This is a genomic window from Rhodanobacter sp. UC4438_H5 (genome assembly GCF_052978405.1).
Window position 1 is genome coordinate 2146448 of sequence record NZ_CM129672.1, and the last position, 15792, is coordinate 2162239.

Sequence of the window (15792 nt, forward strand, 5' to 3'; positions counted from 1 at the left end):
GGTCAGGACGCGCCAGCCCCACCCTCGCGCAGGAAATCGCGCAGGAACGGGATGGTGACGCGCCGCTGCGCGGCCAGCGAGGCGGCGTCCAGCTTGTCGAGCAGGTCGAGCAAGGCGCCGAGGTCGCGCGCATAGCGGGCGAACAGCCAGTCAAGCACGCTGTCGTCCAGCTCGATGCCGCGCGAGGACGCCTGCGCCTTCAACACCGCGCGCCGTTCGTCGTCGTCCAGCGGCTTCAACGCGAACTGGGTGCAGGCGCCGAGGCGCGAGCGCAGGTCGGGCAGCTCGATGCCCATCTGCGCGGGCGCGGCGTCGGCGGCGAACAGCAGCGCGTGACCTTCGGCTCTCGCGCGGTTGTAGAGGTCGAACAGCGCATGTTCCGCATCGCGCTTGCCGGCGATGGAACCGAGATCATCCAGCGCCAGCAGCTCGCTGCCGGCGACGCCGCGCATGACGGCCGCGGCATCACCCATCGTGGCCAGCGGCAGGTATTGCGCGCGCCGGCCGGCCGCGGTGGCGGCCTGGCAGGTGGCCAGCAGGAGGTGGCTGCGGCCGCTGCCGGCCACGCCATGCAGGTAGATCCAGGGCACACCGGGCTCCACCGCGAAGCGGCGCAGCGCGGCCAGCGCGGCCGCGTTGGCGCCGGCGTGGAAATGCTCGAAGCGCTGGCGTCGCGGCCAGCGCAGCGAGAGCGGCAGTTGCCGGTTCATTCGGCCGGCCGGTCCCCCGGCGCGGGCGCCACCTGCGCCCCGGCAGCGACGTCGCCATCGGCGCGCACGGCCACCTCGACCTCGGCGATCACCGGATCGGCGGGCCCCTCGTCGTTGTAAAGCTCGCTCATCCGGTAGCGCTCGACCAGATAGCGCAGCAACACCACGATCACCGACGCGGCGGGCAAGGCCAGCAGCACGCCGAGGAAGCCGAACAGGTAACCGCCGGCCAGCACCGCGAAGATCACCGCCACCGGATGCAGGCCGATCTTGTCGCCAACCAGCTTGGGCACCAGCACGTAGCCTTCCAGCAGCTGGCCCAGCATGAACACGCCGCACACCATCAGCACGTGGGCCCAATCGCCGAACTGCACCAGCGCAGCGATGATCGCGGCGACGAAGCCGATGATGAAACCGAGATACGGCACGAAACTGAGCAGGCCGGCGACCATGCCGATCAGCAGGCCGACCGACAGGCCCACCAGGCCCAGCCCGGTGCCGTAGAACACGCCCAGCGCGAGCATCACCAGCAGCTGGCCGCGCACGAAGGCGCCGAGGATGGCATCGGACTCACGCGCCAGGTGCGCGATGGTCGGCTGCACCGAGCGCGGCAGCATACCGTCGATGGTGGCCACCAGCCGATCCCAGTCGCGCAGCAGATAGAACGCCACCACCGGGATCAGCACCAGGTTGGTCAGCCACATGGCGATGCCGACGCCCGAACGCGAGACCTTGCCGATCACCGCGGTGGCGACGCCGCCGATCGAGCCGATGTGCGCCTTGAGGGTGCCGAGCAGGCGCTCGCTGTCGAAGGTGTGCGGGTCCAGGTGCAGTCGCGCCTGCAGCCATGGCCAGGCCACGTTCTGCGCCCAGTCGCCGTAGCGCGGCAAGTTGCTGACCAGGTTCTCGACCTGGTGAACGATCATCGGGATCAGCAGCAGCAGCACGCCGACGACCACCACCAGGAGCACCACGAAGACGATCGTGGCCGCCCACATCCGCTTCAGCCCCAGCCGCTCCAGCCGGTCGGCCAGCGGATCGCCCAGGTAGGCCAGCATCGCGGCGATCGCGAACGGCATCAGCACCGGCGCCAGCAGCCACAGCAGATAGACAATGACGGCGGCGAGCGCGAACAGCTGCCAGCGCCGCGAGATGTCCTTGTCCCGGGTCACCCGATCCACCGCCTTCACCGCAGCCAGCGCAAGTTGGCGTCCGCACCCTCGTGCGGTTCGCCCTGCAGCAGCAAGCGCCCGCCCGCGGCGAGGCTGGTGGCCAGCGCCTTGATCGGCATCGACGCGGTGACACCCAGCAGGACGCCGTCGTTCAGCGCACCGATCGTGGTCACCTGGTGCACCGAGGGATCGCTGTCGAGCGTGGCGAGCAGGCTGGCGTACTCATCGGCCGAATCCACGCCGCTGATCCACAGCTTGCCTTCGCTGGTCGCCGCGCCGATCACGTTGAGCTGCTTGCCCAGCCGGTCGACCAGGCCGTTGCCGGCATCGGCCAGCACGCCATCCTCGTCCGTACCCTGGTTGCTCCAGCGCTGCGCCTGGCCGCCGGCAATCAGCGTCCAGTCCGCGGTGCCGGCGTGCAGGCTGCCGAGCAGGACCAGGCCGGTGTGGTACTGCCGGTTGATGCGCGCCAGAGTGGCCGGGTCGGCCGCCGCGACCAGCGCCGGATCGGGCTCGCTGCCGGGCTCGGGGAAGACCACCGTGGTGCCGCGCGCCGCGGCAGTGGTGGCCAGGCTGGCCAGTTGCGCCGGATCGACGGCGCTGCCGTCGGCCTGCCGCACCAGCAGCAGCACCGGCGGCTTGATCCCCGCGCTGGCCACGCCGAGCTTGCCGATCAGCCGACGCACCGAGGCCGGCGCGAAATCCACGTCCAGCACCAGGCCGGTGGCGGCGCGCTGGTACTGGAACTTCTGCACCAGCGAACTGGCGCTGCCCAGCGCCTCGGCGTAGCCCGGGTTGGCGCGCAGGTCCTGCCCGCCGGCCACCCGCGCCATCACCTGCGCCAGCGCGGTGGAGAACGCCTGGTCGCGCTGCTCGTCGCTGGTGTCGGTCACCGGCACGGTGACCGAATACGGCGAGCCGGCCGCCTGCGCATGCAGGCGCGGCAGCGCCGCCAGCCCGAGCAGCAGGAACACGATCCACAGACGGTGCAGGCGCATGGGCACGGCGATCTTCCTGAAGAAAACACGGGTGAAGTCTGCCCAATCCCGCCCGCAGCGTCCATCCATGCGGTGCGGCGGCGACCGGATGCCGCGGGTTTCGGTGGCGCATGCTGCTAAACTTGCGTGTTTCTGCCACGCCGGTTTCCGCCATGTCCGACGCCCTCACCTACCGCGCCGCCGGCGTCGATATCGACGCCGGCAATGCCGTGGTCGAACGCATCAAGCCGCTGGTCAAGCGCACCTTCCGCCCCGAGGTGATGGGCGGGCTGGGCGGCTTCGGCGGCCTGTTCGATCTCTCCGGCCGCTACCGGGAGCCGGTGCTGGTCTCCGGCACCGACGGCGTCGGCACCAAGCTCAAGCTCGCCCAGCAACTGGGCCGGCACGACACCATCGGCATCGACCTGGTCGGCATGTGCGTCAACGACGTGCTGGTGCAGGGCGCCGAGCCGCTGTTCTTCCTCGACTACTTCGCCACCGGCAAGCTGGACGTGGAGACCACCGTGGCCGTGGTCGGCGGCATCGCCAGGGGTTGCGAGCTGGCCGGTTGCGCGCTGATCGGCGGCGAAACCGCCGAGATGCCCGACATGTACCCGCCCGGCGAATACGACCTGGCCGGCTTCACCGTCGGCGCGGTGGAAAAGTCACGCATGCTGAGCGGCGCGTCGATCGTGGCCGGCGACGTGGTGCTGGGCGTCGCCTCGAGCGGGCCGCACTCGAACGGCTATTCGCTGGTGCGCAGGATTCTCGAGCGCGCCGGCAACCCGTGGGAGCTTGATCTCGGCGGCGTGACCCTGGCCGATGCGCTGATGGCGCCAACCACGATCTACGTGAAGCCGATGCTGGAGTTGTTGAAGGAAAGCGTGGTCCACGGACTCGCCCACATCACCGGCGGCGGCCTCAAGGAAAACATCATCCGCGTGGTGCCCGACGGCCTCGGCCTCACGCTGGACGCATCGGCCATCGTGCTGCCGCCGGTGTTCGACTGGCTGATGCGCGAAGGCAAGGTCGCGCGCGAGGAAATGTGGCGCACGTTCAACTGCGGCATCGGCTTCACCGTGATCCTGCCGCCCGACGCCGTGGCCGACGCGTCCGCGCTGCTGGCGCAGCACGGCCTGGTCAGCTCGGTGATCGGCGCGGTGGTGAAGGCACAGGACGACGAGCGCGTGCATATCGGCTGACATATCGTGCCCGCCCGCGCTGCGCCGACATACCGTTCGCCCTGAGCGCAGCGCACGCGGAAAGCAGCCGGAAATGGCTGCTTTTTCAGGAAGCGAGGAAGCCGAAGGACCCTTCGACTCCGACCCTGCGGGTCCACGCTCAGGGCGAACGGCGAAAACCATGACCTCACCAACACGCATCGCCGTCCTCGCCTCCGGCCGCGGCAGCAATCTCGCCGCGCTGATTGCCGCGCGCGACGCCGGCACCCTGCCGGTGGAATTCGCCCTCGTGGCCAGCGACAAGGCCGACGCCGGCGCGCTGCGCCTGGCCGAGGCGGCCGGCATCCCCACCCTGGCGCTGTCGCCGAAAGCCTATCCCGATCGCCGCGCCTACGACCTGGACCTGTTCGGCCGCGTTGCCGCCAGCGGTGCCGAGCTGCTGGTGCTGGCCGGTTTCATGCGCGTGATCGACGCCGAGGCATTGCGTCCGTGGGTCGGCCGCGTGATCAACATCCATCCTTCGCTGCTGCCGAAGTACCGCGGCCTGCACACCCATCGGCGCGCGCTGGAAGCCGGCGACGCCGAACATGGCGCCAGCGTGCATTTCGTCACCGCCGAGCTCGATGGCGGCCCGGTGATCGCCCAGGCACGGCTGGCGATCGAGGCCGGCGACGACGAACAGCGCCTGGCCGAGCGCCTGCTGCCGCTGGAACACCGCCTGCTGCCGGCCGTGCTCGGCCTGCTCGCCAGCGGTCGCCTGCAATGGCGCGACGGCACGGCGCACCATGCCGGGCAGCCGCTGTCGGCCCCGCTGCTGCTGGGCGACCACGGCCTGGAGTGATGCACCATTCAGGCCGGCGCGGGCAGACTCCGGGCATGACCATGCGACCCCTGCTCGCCACCCTGCTGGCCCTTTCCTTCTGGCTTGGCACCGCCACCGCGGCCACCACGCCGGGCGCCTTCACTGCCACCTACGAGGTGTCGCGCGACGGCAGCCCGATGGGCACCGCCACGGTGAGCCTGCAGAACGACGGCAACGGTCAGTGGACCTACCGCAAGGCGGTCAAGGGCACCGGCGGCCTCGCCGCGCTGCTCGGCGCCAGCACGGACGAGACCTCACGCTTCCGCTGGAAGGGCCAACTGCCCGAGGCGATCAGCTACGACTATCAGCTGCGGACCGGGATCAAGGACAAGACGCGCCACCTGCGCGTGGACTGGAACGCCCGCCAGGTGCACGTCGAGAGCGGCAAGGGCAGCGAGAGCTATCCGGCGCAGCCGGGCATCGTCGAGCGCAACACCTTGCCGCTGGCGCTGGGCGTGGCCCTGCAGGACGGCCAGCAGCAGGTGGCGCTGGCGGTCGCCGTGCGCCAGCGGGTGGAAACCCAGCAGTTCAGGGTCGTCGGCAAGGAAAACATCCAGGTTCCCGCCGGCAGCTTCCAGGCCCAGCGGGTCGACCGCACCGATGCCGACCGCGGCTTCAGTGCCTGGTATGCGCCCGAGCGCTACCCGCTGCCGGTCAAGCTGTCGCAGCACGATGGCGGCGACCTCACGATGGAGCTGGTGAGCTACAAGGCCGACTGATCCGTAGGAGCCCGCTCGCGGGCGATGCTTTTGGCGAATCCCCAATGCCGAGTCCCGGCACAAAAGCATCGCCCGCGAGCGGGCTCCTACGGGTGGGGACGCGGTCCTAGGACGCCGGATCAGCTCGGCAGGCGGCGGATACGCGCGCCGAGCACGCCGAGCTTCTCCTCGATGTTCTCGTAGCCGCGGTCGATGTGGTAGACGCGGTCGACCACGGTTTCGCCGCTGGCGACCAGGCCGGCCAGCACCAGGCAGGCCGAGGCACGCAGGTCGGTGGCCATGATCGGCGCGCCGCTCATGTGCTCCACGCCCTTCACGATCGCGGTGTTGCCTTCCAGTCGGATGTCGGCGCCCAGGCGCTGCAGTTCGTGCGCGTGCATGAAGCGGTTCTCGAACACCGTCTCGGTGACCACGCCGGTGCCTTCGGCCACGCAGTTGAGCGCGGTGAACTGCGCCTGCATGTCGGTCGGGAACGCCGGGTACGGCGCGGTGCTGATGTTGACCGCCTTCGGCCGGCGCCCGCCCATGTCCAGCTCGATCCAGTCGTCACCGGTGGAAATCTGCGCGCCGGCTTCCTCCAGCTTGGCCAGCACCGCGTCCAGCGTGTTGGCGCGGGCGTGGCGCGCGCGCACCTTGCCGCCGGTCATCGCCGCGCCGACCAGGAAGGTGCCGGTCTCGATGCGGTCGGGCAGCACGCTGTACTCGGCGCCGTGCAGGCGCTCCACGCCGTGAATCACCATGGTGGAACTGCCGGCGCCCTCGATCTGCGCGCCCATCGCCATCAGGCAATGCGCCAGATCCACCACCTCGGGCTCCTGCGCGGCGTTGTCGATGATGGTGGTGCCCTGCGCCAGGGTCGCGGCCATCATGATGTTCTCGGTGCCGGTGACGGTGACCATGTCCATGGTGACGCGCGCGCCCTTCAGCCGCGACGCCTTCGCCTTGATGTAGCCGTTCTCCACCGTGATGTCGGCGCCCAGCGCCTGCAGCCCGCGGATGTGCTGATCGACCGGGCGCGAACCGATCGCGCAGCCACCGGGCAGCGAGACCTCGGCCTGGCCGAAGCGCGCCACCAGCGGGCCGAGCACCAGGATCGAGGCGCGCATGGTGCGCACCAGGTCGTACGGCGCCACGCAGGTGCTGGTGGTGCGCGGGTCGACGTGCATCTTCATGCGGTCATCCAGCACCAGTTGCACGCCCATCTGGCCGAGCAGCTCGATGAAGGTGGTGACGTCGTGCAGATGCGGCACGTTGCCGATGCTGACCGGCTCGTCGGCCAGCAGGCAGGCGGCGAGGATCGGCAGCACGGCGTTCTTGGCGCCGGAAATGCCGACCTCGCCATGAAGTGGCACGCCGCCGTTGATGAGGATTTTGGCCATTGAGCTGGGAATCGGGAATTAGGGAATAGGGAATGGAAAAGCCGGGATTGTCGCGAGTCAGGATGGGGAGCGGCTCTTGCCATTCCCTATTCCCTACTCCCTGTTCCCGGCCTCTTCCGGCGTCAAGGTCTTCAGTGCCAGCGCGTGGATCGCGCCGCCCATCAGCTCGCCCAGGGTGGCGTAAACCAGTCGGTGGCGCGCCAGCGGCAGCTTGCCGGCGAACTGGCTGGCGACGACGGTGGCTTCGAAATGCACGCCGTCGGCGCCGTCGACCTCGGCCCGGGCGCCGGGCAGGCCTGCTTCGATCATCGCCTGTATGCGGTTGGGGTCCATGGGCGTTCCATACGGAGTCGTGCCGGCGAAGCCATGGGTGGCGCGCGTGGCGGCACCATGGGGCAGGCAAAGACGTTAAAATGCGAATATGCCATGGTAATGGAATTCTTCTGGCACAGAAACGACGTCGGCGCCCTTCCCCCACTTGAGCTCACATGAACGCACGCATCGCCCCACCCGCGTCGAACGCACCGAGCCCCGACGCCATCATCCGCAGCGCCCGTACCGTGATCGCCACCGAGGCGACCGCGATCGCCGCGCTGGAGCAGCGCATCGGCGACGACTTCGCCGCCGCCTGCAGCCTGATCCTGGCCTGCAAGGGCCGCGTGGTGGTCAGTGGCATGGGCAAATCCGGCCACGTGGCGCGCAAGATCGCCGCCACCCTGGCTTCCACCGGCACCCCGGCGTTCTTCGTGCACCCGGGCGAAGCCAGCCACGGCGACCTGGGCATGATCCTGCCGCAGGACGTGGTGCTGGCGATCTCCTACTCGGGCGAGACCGACGAACTGCTGTTCATCCTGCCGGTCATCAAACGCCAGGGCATCCCGCTGATCGCGATCACCGGGCGCGCCACCTCCTCGCTGGCGCGCGAGGCCGAGGTACACTTGGATGGCAGCATCTCCAGCGAAGCCTGCCCGCTCGGGCTGGCGCCGACCACCAGCACCACGGTGGCGCTGGTGCTGGGCGACGCGCTGGCGATCGCGCTGCTGGAAGCGCGCGGCTTCACCGCCGACGATTTCGCCCGCTCGCACCCGGCCGGCGCGCTGGGCCGGCGCCTGCTGCTGCACATCAGCGACGTGATGCACAGCGGCGACGACGTGCCGCGGGTGTCGCCCGATGCCTCGCTCACCACCGCGCTGATGGAAATGACCCGCAAGCAACTGGGCATGACCGCCGTGGTGGATGCCGAGCAGCGCCTGCTGGGGGTGTTCACCGACGGTGACCTGCGCCGCGCGCTGGACGACGAGGAGGTCGACCTGCGCGGCGCCCGCGTCGCCGACCTGATGACCCGCGGCCCCAAGACGATCGGCGCCGAGCGCCTGGCCGCCGAGGCCGCGCAGCTGATGGAGAAGCACCAGATCCACGCGCTGCTGGTGGTCGACGACGAACAGCACGTCGTCGGCGCGCTGAACATTCACGATCTGCTTCGTGCGCGCGTGGTCTGATTTGCCTTGGCAAATCAGAAAATCAGGCAAGCTCGCGCTTTCGCTCTGAAACCCGAAATCACAATCGTGCCCAATCCCGTCTATCTCACCAATCTTCCGGCAGCGATCCTTGAGCGCGCGGCCCGCGTACGCCTGGCCGTGTTCGATGTCGACGGCACGCTCACCGATGGCCGCCTGTGGTACGGCGAGGACGGCCGCGAGACCAAGGTGTTCCACGTGCACGACGGGCTGGGCCTGAAACGGCTGCAGGCCTACGGCGTGCAGGTCGCGCTGATCACCGCGCGGATCAGCCATCCGGTGGCGCTGCGCGCCGAGGAGCTGGACATCGCCCACGTCTACCAGGGCCAGGGCAACAAGCGTGCCTGCCTGAACGAATTGCTCGACGCGCTGCAATTGCAGCCCGCGCAGGTGGCCTACGTCGGCGACGACCTGCCCGATCTCGCACCGATGCGCGTGGCGGGCCTGGCCGTGGCGGTGGCCAATGCACACCCGTGGATCGCCGAGGCGGCGCACTGGCAGACGCGCGCGCCCGGCGGCGAAGGCGCGGCGCGCGAGGTGTGCGACCTGATCCTGCATGCGCAAGGCCACGGCGACGCCGAGCGGGAGCACTGGCAGTGAGCTTGCGCCAGTGGCTGCGCGACCGGCGCCTGCCGGCCGCCATCGTGCTGGTCGGCCTCGCCGCGGGCACCAGCCAGTTGCTGCTGTGGTGGCTGGGCCCGGCGCCGCGCGCGCGCGACTTCGTCGGCCCGCCGCGTTCGAGCTACACCTTGAACGATGCCCGCGTCACCGAGTTCGGCGTCGACGGCAAGCCCAGCGTGTACCTGCAGGCGCCGCGGGTGGACCGGCGCGAAGGCGACGAGTCGCTGTATCTCGACTCGCCCACGTTCCAGATTCCTGCCGAACAGGCCGGCGTGCCGCCGTGGCGCGGCAAGTCGCGCTACGGCTGGGTCAACAAGCCGGGCACCGTGCTCAAGCTGCAGGGGCCGGTCGAGCTGCACCGGGATGCCTTCACCGACGCGCACGGCGTGGCCCGCCCCGATGCCGGCGTGAAGACCTCGGAAGTCACCGCGTGGCCGCGCGAAAACCGCCTGGAAACGGCCCAACCCGCCCAGCTCACGCAGGGCGACAGTAGAATGAACGGGGTCGGCATGCGCGCCAACCTCTCTGACAACCACCTGGAACTTCTCCATGACGTCCACGGCATCCTCTTTCCGCAGCCACGGAATGCTCCGGCTCGCCCTGCTCGTGCTGGGGGCGCTGCTGCTGCAGCCCGCCCTGGCCCGGAAGGATGACCGCAGCCAGCCGATGCGGGTGGTGCATGCCGATTCGTTCAGCGGCTTCAATGCGCCCAACAGCGTCACCACGCTCAACGGCCACGTCGAGCTGAGCCAGGGCACGCTGCGGATCACCGGCGACCTGGCCAAGATCTACGTCGACGGCAACCAGCAGCTGAGCCGCATCGTGGTCACCGGCAACGCCCACATCCAGCAACTGGACGATGCCGGCAACCTGATGTCTGGCGACGCGCGCACGCTGGACTACGACAACATCAAGGGCATCGCCACGCTCAAGGGCCAGGCCGCGGTGCACCAGCAGGGTCGCGGCGAAGCCCATGGCGACACCCTCACCTACAACACGCAGACCAGCGAGATGACCGGCAGCAGCGGCAACGACGGCATGGTGCACATGATTTTCCTGCCCAAGCCGCAGCCTGCTACCGCGCACTCCGCCACCATCCCTCCCGCCCCCGCGTCTTCCGCCGCGGCGCCGGCCGCCGCGGCCAGCAGCCCGGCGCCGCAGGGGCAACACTGACCCCATGCTCTCCGCCGAAGGTCTGCAGAAAAGCTTCAAGTCGCGCCAGGTCGTGCGCCATTTCGCGTTCTCGATCCGCGAGGGCGAAGTAGTCGGCCTGCTCGGCCCCAACGGCGCCGGCAAGACCACCTGCTTTTACATGGTGGTCGGCCTGATCGAGGCCGATGCCGGCACGATCACCCTGGACAAGCGCGACATCACCGGCCTGCCGATGCATGCACGCGCCAAGCTTGGCATCGGCTACCTGCCGCAGGAGGCGTCGGTGTTCCGCCGGCTGAGCGTGGCGGACAACATCATGGCGGTGCTGGAACTGCGCGAGGGGTTGACCTCGAAGCAGCGCGACAGCGAGCTGGAAAGCCTGCTCGACGAGCTGAAGATCGCCCACATCGCCGGCCAGAAGGGCATCAGCCTGTCCGGCGGCGAGCGGCGCCGCGTGGAAATCGCCCGCGCGCTGGCGGCCAATCCGCGCTACATGCTGCTGGACGAACCGTTCGCCGGCGTCGACCCGATCTCCGTGGGCGAGATCCAGCGCATCGTGCGCCACCTCAAGGAACGCGGCATCGGCGTGCTGATCACCGACCACAACGTGCGCGAAACCCTGGGCATCTGCGACCGCGCCTACATCCTGAACGAGGGCGAGGTGCTCTCGCGCGGCACGCCGGCGCACATCCTGGCCGACGAAAAGGTCCGCGAGGTCTATCTGGGCCGCGAATTCCGGCTCTGAACGAGGGCGTGACGGGCCGCGCTGGCCGCGTCTCCGGCCACGCGCTAGGATGGCCGCACGTTCCTTCGACCTGGCTGGCATGAAACCCGCATTACAGTTTCGCCTCCACCAGCAACTGACCCTGACGCCGCAACTGCAGCAGGCGATCCGCCTGTTGCAGCTGTCGCAGCTGGAGCTGGAAGCCGAACTGCGGCAGATCGCCGAGAGCAACCCGTTGCTGGAGTTTGCCGAGGAGGTCGAGGACGAGGAAACCGAAGGTCTCGACGACGCCGAGAGCAATTTCCAGCTCGCCGACAAGGCGCCCGAGAGCCACAGCGAGAACGATGAAGGCGCCATCGACTGGGCCGACGGCGGCGGCGTGGCGGAGTCGCCGATCGACTTCTCCAGCAACAGTCCCGGCAACGGCAGCGGTTCGCGCGGCGACGAGGATTTCGAGCCGCAGAACGCCGCCCCGGAAACCCTGCAGCAACACCTGACCTGGCAGCTCAACCTGGCCTCGTTCAACCCGCGCGAACACCTGATCGCCACCGTGCTGATCGACGCGCTCAATCCCGCCGGCTACCTGGCCGAGGGGATGGAAGCGGTGCTCGCCGCGCTGCCAGCCGGCTTCGACGCCAGCGTGGAGGAAGTGGAGGCGGTGCGTCGCCGGCTGCAGGGCTTCGACCCGGCCGGCGTCGGCAGCCTGGACCTGCGCGACTGCCTGCGCGTGCAACTGGAGCAATTCGACCCCGACACCCCGCATCGCAGCCTGGCGCTGCGCATCGTCGACAGCGAGCTGGAATTGCTGGCGCGCAACGACATCGTGCGACTGGCGCGGCGCCTGCACGCCACGCCCGACGACGTGGCCGAGGCCGCCGTATTGATCCGCAGCCTGGACCCGCGCCCCGGCGCGGCGCTGGACGCCACCCCGGTCGAGTACGTGGCGCCGGACGCCTATGCGATCCGCGACGGCATGCGCTGGCGGGTCAGCCTCAACCCCGATTCGCAGCCCCGGCTGGGCCTGAACCAGCACTACTGCGGCCTGATCGCCAAGGCCCGCGGCGAGGATGCCAGCTGGATGCGCGGCCAGCTGCAGGAGGCGCGCTGGCTGATCAAGAGCCTGGAATCGCGCGCCGAAACCCTGCTCAAGGTGGCCGAGGCGATCGTGCGCCGGCAAAGCGCCTTCCTCGACTACGGCCCGGAGGCGATGCATCCGCTGGTGCTGCGCGAGGTGGCCGAGGAGGTGGGCATGCACGAATCCACAATCTCGCGGGTCACCACGCGCAAATACCTGCACACGCCGCGCGGCACCTTCGAGCTGAAGTATTTTTTTTCCAGCGGCGTCTCCACGGAGGATGGCGGCAGCGCCTCGGCCACCGCGATCCAGGCCATGCTGCGCAAGCTCATCGACGCGGAGAATCCGCGCAAGCCGCTGTCCGACCAGGCCATCGCCGAAGAATTGCAATCCAAGGGCATCCAGGTCGCCCGCCGCACCGTGGCCAAATACCGGGAGGGGCTGCGCATACCCACATCCAGCGAACGCCAGCGCGCCGGCTGATCGGTCGCGGCATGGCGCGGGCGGGAACTTGCTTGTCGCCAAAGTGTTCCCATGTCTTGTAGACGAGATGACTGAAAGGCGTGCCAGGTCGAGCCGACCGCGGCACGTCCACCCGCCGCGAAACGCGGCACTGCACCACCAGAGGAGGCGCCTCCATGCAATTCCAACTCAGCGGCCAGCAGATTGAAGTCACCCCGGCGCTGCGCGACCACGCCACCGCCAAGCTCGACCGCCTCACCCGCCTCGACGACAAGCTGAAAAGCCTCGTGATCGTGCTCTCGCTGGACAAGCTCCAGCAGCGCGCCGACGGCACCCTGAGCGTGGTCGGCGGCACCCTGCACGCCGAAGCCACCGAGGCGGACATGTACGCCTCCATCGACGTGCTGTTCGACAAGCTGGTCGCGCAGTTGCGCAAGTACCGCGAGAAAGTCGCCGACAAGCATCAGCGCGAGGCGCGCGAGGAACGCCAGTACGGCTGATCCCTCCGCGTCGGTTCGACCATTCGCATGCAGCACGGCTCGCCGGTTCTCCGGCGGGCCGTTCTTGCCTCTGCACGCCGTGCAAGCCGCAAGCTGGCACAATGGTGGCGGTTCGGGCGGCCCACGTCGCCCATCACGCGACACAAGGGCCGCAGGCTTGGATCGGATCAGCGCGCGACAACTCTACGACGGCGTGCACGAGCGCATGGCGCTGCGCTGGGTGTCGGGCATGCGCGGCGAATCGCGGCTGCTGGAGCCGGGCGTGGCGCAGGCGCGGCGGCCGTCGCTGATCGGCTACCTCAACATCATCTACCCGAACAAGATCCAGATCATCGGCTCGGAGGAGCTCAACTACCTCGACGGGCTCGACTCGCGCCAGCGCTGGGAAGTGATGCACAAGATCGCCGCCTACCAGCCGGTGGCCCTGATCGTGACCAAGGATCAATCCGTTCCCGCCGACCTGCGCGAGGTCGCCGAGGAAACCGACATGCCGCTGTGGATCAGCCCCAAGCGCGGCCACGAGTTGCTGACCTACCTGCAATATCACCTGGCGCGCATGCTGGCGGCCAAGACCACGCTGCACGGCGTCTTTCTGGAAGTGTTCTCGATCGGCGTGCTGATCACCGGCGAGGCCGGCTCGGGCAAGAGCGAGCTGGCGCTGGAACTGATCAGCCGCGGCCATCGGCTGGTGGCCGACGACGCCACCGAGTTCACCCTGATCGCGCCGGACGTGATCGACGGCACCTGCCCCGAGCTGCTGCAGGACCTGCTCGAAGTGCGCGGCCTGGGCGTCCTCAACGTGCGCGAGATGTTCGGTCACATGTCGGTGAAGACTTCCAAGTACCTGCGCCTGGTGGTGCACCTGAAGCCGCTGCGCGACGGCGAGGAGGCCGATGCGCTCACCCGCCTCACCGGCGACATCGGCCATCGCCCGATCCTCGACGTGCAGGTGCCGATGATCACCATCCCGGTGGCGTCCGGCCGCAACATCGCGGTGCTGGTCGAAGCCGCGGTGCGCAGCCACGCGCTGAAGAGCAAGGGCATCGATCCGGCGCAGACCTTCATCGACCGCCAGGCGCACCAGCTGCGCCGACTGCCCCCGTGGTGAACGCATGAACGAGAACGAGCCGCCGCTGACCCCCTTCAACGCCCGCGAGGGAATCCACCTGATCGTGCTCACCGGCCTGTCCGGCGGCGGCAAGACGGTGGCGCTGCGCGCGCTGGAGGATCTGGAGTTCTACTGCGTCGACAACCTGCCCGGCAGCCTGCTGCCGCACCTGGTGCAGGCCGTGCTGCAGGATCGCAGCAGCCGGCGCCGGCGCATCGCGGTGGGCATGGACGTGCGCAATCGCGGCGAGGACTTCGCCCACCTGCCCCATGTGTTGTCCGAGCTGGCCGCCTCCGGGGTGGAGCCGCACCTGATCTTCCTCGACTGCCGCGACGAGGTGCTGATCAAGCGCTACTCGGAAACCCGCCGGCGCCACCCGCTGGCCTTGCGCGGCGTGTCGCTCGCCGATGCGATCGTCGAGGAGCGCCGCCTGCTGCGCCCGCTGATGGCGATCGCCGAGAAGGTGATCGATTCCAGCGACCTCAACGTGCACCAGCTGCGCCGGCTGGTCGCCACCGGCTACGCGCAGGCCACCGAGGGACTGACCCTGATGTTCCAGTCGTTCGCGTTCAAGCGCGGACTGCCACTGGATGCGGATTTCGTGTTCGATGCGCGCTGCCTGCCCAACCCGCACTGGCAACCGCATCTGCGGCCGTTGTCGGGCAAGGACGCGCCGGTGCGCGAATACCTCGACGCCGAGCCCATGGTGGGCGAGTACTTCGCCGACACCGCGAGCTGGCTCGACCGCTGGATTCCGCGCTTCGAACAGGACGACCGCAGCTACCTGACCGTCTCCATCGGCTGCACCGGCGGACGCCACCGCTCGGTCTACCTGGTGGAGAAGCTCGCCGCGCACTACCGCAGCCAGCGCGAAGGCGTGCTCACCTTCCACCGCGAGCTCGAATGATGATGCGCGCGAGCCACCCGGCGAGGCCAACCCCATGAGCGTCGGCGTGCTGCTGATGACCCACGAGGCGGTCGGCCACGCGCTGATCTCCGCCGCGCGCCACGTGATGCCGCAGCTGCCGCTGCGGGTGGCCGCGGTGGAAGTGCCGCCGGAGGCCGACCCGGAGGTCATGCGCTCGCTCACCGCCCACCACGCGCGCGAGCTGGACCAGGGCGGCGGCGTGCTGATCCTGGCCGACCTGTACGGCGCCACCCCGTGCAACATCGGCCTGTCGCTGGGCGCGCTCGGCGTGCACCTGCGCTGCGTGTCGGGGCTCAACCTGCCGATGCTGCTGCGCGTCCTCAACTACGCGGAGAAGCCGCTCGACGAACTGGCCGAAATCGCCGCCAGCGGCGGTCGCGGCGGCATCTTCATCGACCACGCCTGACACTGCCCATGCTCGAACAAGAAATCGTCGTCTCCAACAAGCTCGGCCTGCACGCCCGCGCCTCGGCCAAGCTGGTGCAACTGGTGCAGGGCTTCAAATCCACCGTCTGGCTGGTCAGCAAGGGCCGCGAGGTCAACGCACAAAGCATCATGGGCGTAATGATGCTCGCCGCCGGCATCGGCACGCCGCTGTCCGTGCGTGCCGACGGCCCCGACGAAGAAGCCGCTCTGGCGGCGGTGATCGCGCTGTTCGAGCGCAAGTTCGACGAGGGAGCCTGAGATGCAGGGAATCGGGAATAG

19 protein-coding genes are annotated in these 15792 nt (G+C 69.1%); 14 read left to right on the forward strand and 5 right to left on the reverse strand.

Annotated elements, in window-relative coordinates:
* Window positions 1-2 precede the first annotated feature (2 nt).
* The 3 genes from hda to ACVCL9_RS10200 are packed head-to-tail and all read right to left on the reverse strand — an operon-like array spanning window position 3 to window position 2880.
* A complete protein-coding gene (gene hda, locus ACVCL9_RS10190; RefSeq protein ID WP_447098214.1) occupies window positions 3-710 on the reverse strand; it encodes a DnaA regulatory inactivator Hda in 708 nt (235 codons plus the stop codon).
* Window positions 707-1882 (reverse strand): AI-2E family transporter, encoded by a 1176-nt coding sequence (locus ACVCL9_RS10195; protein WP_447098213.1) that lies wholly within the window; start codon window positions 1880-1882, stop codon window positions 707-709. Before ACVCL9_RS10195 ends, hda begins: the two co-directional genes overlap by 4 nt.
* Window positions 1883-1896: 14 nt before the next feature.
* Window positions 1897-2880, reverse strand: a complete 984-nt coding sequence (locus ACVCL9_RS10200; protein ID WP_447099531.1) for a DUF2066 domain-containing protein — start codon at window positions 2878-2880, stop codon at window positions 1897-1899.
* 152 nt (window positions 2881-3032) lie between these two features.
* On the opposite strand from ACVCL9_RS10200, the gene purM reads away from it, so the two are divergent.
* From purM to ACVCL9_RS10215, 3 genes are all read left to right on the forward strand, one after another.
* The gene (gene purM, locus ACVCL9_RS10205) at window positions 3033-4061 is read left to right on the forward strand and encodes a phosphoribosylformylglycinamidine cyclo-ligase (RefSeq protein ID WP_447098212.1); all 1029 of its coding nucleotides are present in this window, start codon (window positions 3033-3035) and stop codon (window positions 4059-4061) included.
* A 160-nt stretch (window positions 4062-4221) separates the two neighbouring features.
* Complete coding sequence (gene purN / locus ACVCL9_RS10210) at window positions 4222-4881, forward strand: phosphoribosylglycinamide formyltransferase (RefSeq protein ID WP_395120021.1); 660 nt, start codon at window positions 4222-4224, stop codon at window positions 4879-4881.
* Window positions 4882-4916: 35 nt separating this feature from the next.
* The gene (locus ACVCL9_RS10215) at window positions 4917-5621 is read left to right on the forward strand and encodes a DUF3108 domain-containing protein (RefSeq protein WP_447098211.1); all 705 of its coding nucleotides are present in this window, start codon (window positions 4917-4919) and stop codon (window positions 5619-5621) included.
* A gap of 119 nt (window positions 5622-5740) precedes the next feature.
* On the opposite strand, the gene murA is transcribed toward ACVCL9_RS10215, so the two are convergent.
* Both murA and ACVCL9_RS10225 read right to left on the reverse strand, forming a co-directional pair.
* The gene (gene murA / locus ACVCL9_RS10220) at window positions 5741-7000 is read right to left on the reverse strand and encodes a UDP-N-acetylglucosamine 1-carboxyvinyltransferase (protein WP_447098210.1); all 1260 of its coding nucleotides are present in this window, start codon (window positions 6998-7000) and stop codon (window positions 5741-5743) included.
* Window positions 7001-7093: 93 nt separating this feature from the next.
* Window positions 7094-7333, reverse strand: coding sequence for a BolA family protein (locus ACVCL9_RS10225; RefSeq protein ID WP_395120024.1), 240 nt, complete (start codon window positions 7331-7333; stop codon window positions 7094-7096).
* A gap of 155 nt (window positions 7334-7488) precedes the next feature.
* Between ACVCL9_RS10225 and ACVCL9_RS10230 the strand changes: the two genes are divergently transcribed.
* From ACVCL9_RS10230 to ACVCL9_RS10280, 11 genes are all read left to right on the forward strand, one after another.
* Window positions 7489-8499, forward strand: a complete 1011-nt coding sequence (locus ACVCL9_RS10230) for a KpsF/GutQ family sugar-phosphate isomerase (RefSeq protein ID WP_395120025.1) — start codon at window positions 7489-7491, stop codon at window positions 8497-8499.
* Window positions 8500-8565: 66 nt separating this feature from the next.
* A complete protein-coding gene (locus ACVCL9_RS10235) occupies window positions 8566-9117 on the forward strand; it encodes a KdsC family phosphatase (protein WP_395120026.1) in 552 nt (183 codons plus the stop codon).
* A complete protein-coding gene (lptC, locus tag ACVCL9_RS10240) occupies window positions 9114-9791 on the forward strand; it encodes an LPS export ABC transporter periplasmic protein LptC (protein ID WP_447098209.1) in 678 nt (225 codons plus the stop codon). The genes ACVCL9_RS10235 and lptC overlap by 4 nt, the downstream gene beginning before the upstream one ends.
* Window positions 9724-10311: a lipopolysaccharide transport periplasmic protein LptA gene (gene lptA, locus ACVCL9_RS10245; protein WP_447098208.1), complete on the forward strand. Its 588-nt coding sequence runs from the start codon at window positions 9724-9726 to the stop codon at window positions 10309-10311. The genes lptC and lptA overlap by 68 nt, the downstream gene beginning before the upstream one ends.
* 4 nt (window positions 10312-10315) lie before the next feature.
* The gene (gene lptB / locus ACVCL9_RS10250) at window positions 10316-11035 is read left to right on the forward strand and encodes an LPS export ABC transporter ATP-binding protein (protein WP_395120029.1); all 720 of its coding nucleotides are present in this window, start codon (window positions 10316-10318) and stop codon (window positions 11033-11035) included.
* Between the two features lie 79 nt (window positions 11036-11114).
* Window positions 11115-12572 carry an RNA polymerase factor sigma-54 gene (locus tag ACVCL9_RS10255; protein WP_447099530.1) on the forward strand — a complete coding sequence of 486 codons (1458 nt, stop codon included), beginning with the start codon at window positions 11115-11117 and terminating at the stop codon, window positions 12570-12572.
* A 155-nt stretch (window positions 12573-12727) separates the two neighbouring features.
* Window positions 12728-13051 (forward strand): ribosome hibernation-promoting factor, HPF/YfiA family, encoded by a 324-nt coding sequence (gene hpf / locus ACVCL9_RS10260; RefSeq protein WP_395120030.1) that lies wholly within the window; start codon window positions 12728-12730, stop codon window positions 13049-13051.
* Window positions 13052-13208: 157 nt separating this feature from the next.
* On the forward strand, window positions 13209-14159 hold the full coding sequence (gene hprK / locus ACVCL9_RS10265) for an HPr(Ser) kinase/phosphatase (RefSeq protein WP_395120031.1): 951 nt from the start codon (window positions 13209-13211) through the stop codon (window positions 14157-14159).
* 4 nt (window positions 14160-14163) lie between these two features.
* Complete coding sequence (rapZ, locus tag ACVCL9_RS10270; protein ID WP_447098207.1) at window positions 14164-15066, forward strand: RNase adapter RapZ; 903 nt, start codon at window positions 14164-14166, stop codon at window positions 15064-15066.
* Between the two features lie 34 nt (window positions 15067-15100).
* Window positions 15101-15493, forward strand: a complete 393-nt coding sequence (locus ACVCL9_RS10275; RefSeq protein WP_395120033.1) for a PTS sugar transporter subunit IIA — start codon at window positions 15101-15103, stop codon at window positions 15491-15493.
* 8 nt (window positions 15494-15501) lie between these two features.
* The gene (locus ACVCL9_RS10280) at window positions 15502-15771 is read left to right on the forward strand and encodes an HPr family phosphocarrier protein (protein ID WP_447098206.1); all 270 of its coding nucleotides are present in this window, start codon (window positions 15502-15504) and stop codon (window positions 15769-15771) included.
* Window positions 15772-15792 lie beyond the last annotated feature (21 nt).

Coding starts and splice junctions, on each gene's coding strand:
- ACVCL9_RS10200 (WP_447099531.1), bottom strand. CDS start 2,880: ATGCGCCTGCACCGTCTGTGGATCGTGTTCCTGCTGCTCGGGCTGGCG.
- hpf (WP_395120030.1), top strand. CDS start 12,728: ATGCAATTCCAACTCAGCGGCCAGCAGATTGAAGTCACCCCGGCGCTG.
- lptA (WP_447098208.1), top strand. CDS start 9,724: ATGCTCCGGCTCGCCCTGCTCGTGCTGGGGGCGCTGCTGCTGCAGCCC.
- ACVCL9_RS10230 (WP_395120025.1), top strand. CDS start 7,489: ATGAACGCACGCATCGCCCCACCCGCGTCGAACGCACCGAGCCCCGAC.
- ACVCL9_RS10225 (WP_395120024.1), bottom strand. CDS start 7,333: ATGGACCCCAACCGCATACAGGCGATGATCGAAGCAGGCCTGCCCGGC.
- purN (WP_395120021.1), top strand. CDS start 4,222: ATGACCTCACCAACACGCATCGCCGTCCTCGCCTCCGGCCGCGGCAGC.
- ACVCL9_RS10255 (WP_447099530.1), top strand. CDS start 11,115: ATGAAACCCGCATTACAGTTTCGCCTCCACCAGCAACTGACCCTGACG.
- lptB (WP_395120029.1), top strand. CDS start 10,316: ATGCTCTCCGCCGAAGGTCTGCAGAAAAGCTTCAAGTCGCGCCAGGTC.
- ACVCL9_RS10215 (WP_447098211.1), top strand. CDS start 4,917: ATGACCATGCGACCCCTGCTCGCCACCCTGCTGGCCCTTTCCTTCTGG.
- ACVCL9_RS10275 (WP_395120033.1), top strand. CDS start 15,101: ATGAGCGTCGGCGTGCTGCTGATGACCCACGAGGCGGTCGGCCACGCG.
- hda (WP_447098214.1), bottom strand. CDS start 710: ATGAACCGGCAACTGCCGCTCTCGCTGCGCTGGCCGCGACGCCAGCGC.
- rapZ (WP_447098207.1), top strand. CDS start 14,164: ATGAACGAGAACGAGCCGCCGCTGACCCCCTTCAACGCCCGCGAGGGA.
- murA (WP_447098210.1), bottom strand. CDS start 7,000: ATGGCCAAAATCCTCATCAACGGCGGCGTGCCACTTCATGGCGAGGTC.
- ACVCL9_RS10280 (WP_447098206.1), top strand. CDS start 15,502: ATGCTCGAACAAGAAATCGTCGTCTCCAACAAGCTCGGCCTGCACGCC.
- purM (WP_447098212.1), top strand. CDS start 3,033: ATGTCCGACGCCCTCACCTACCGCGCCGCCGGCGTCGATATCGACGCC.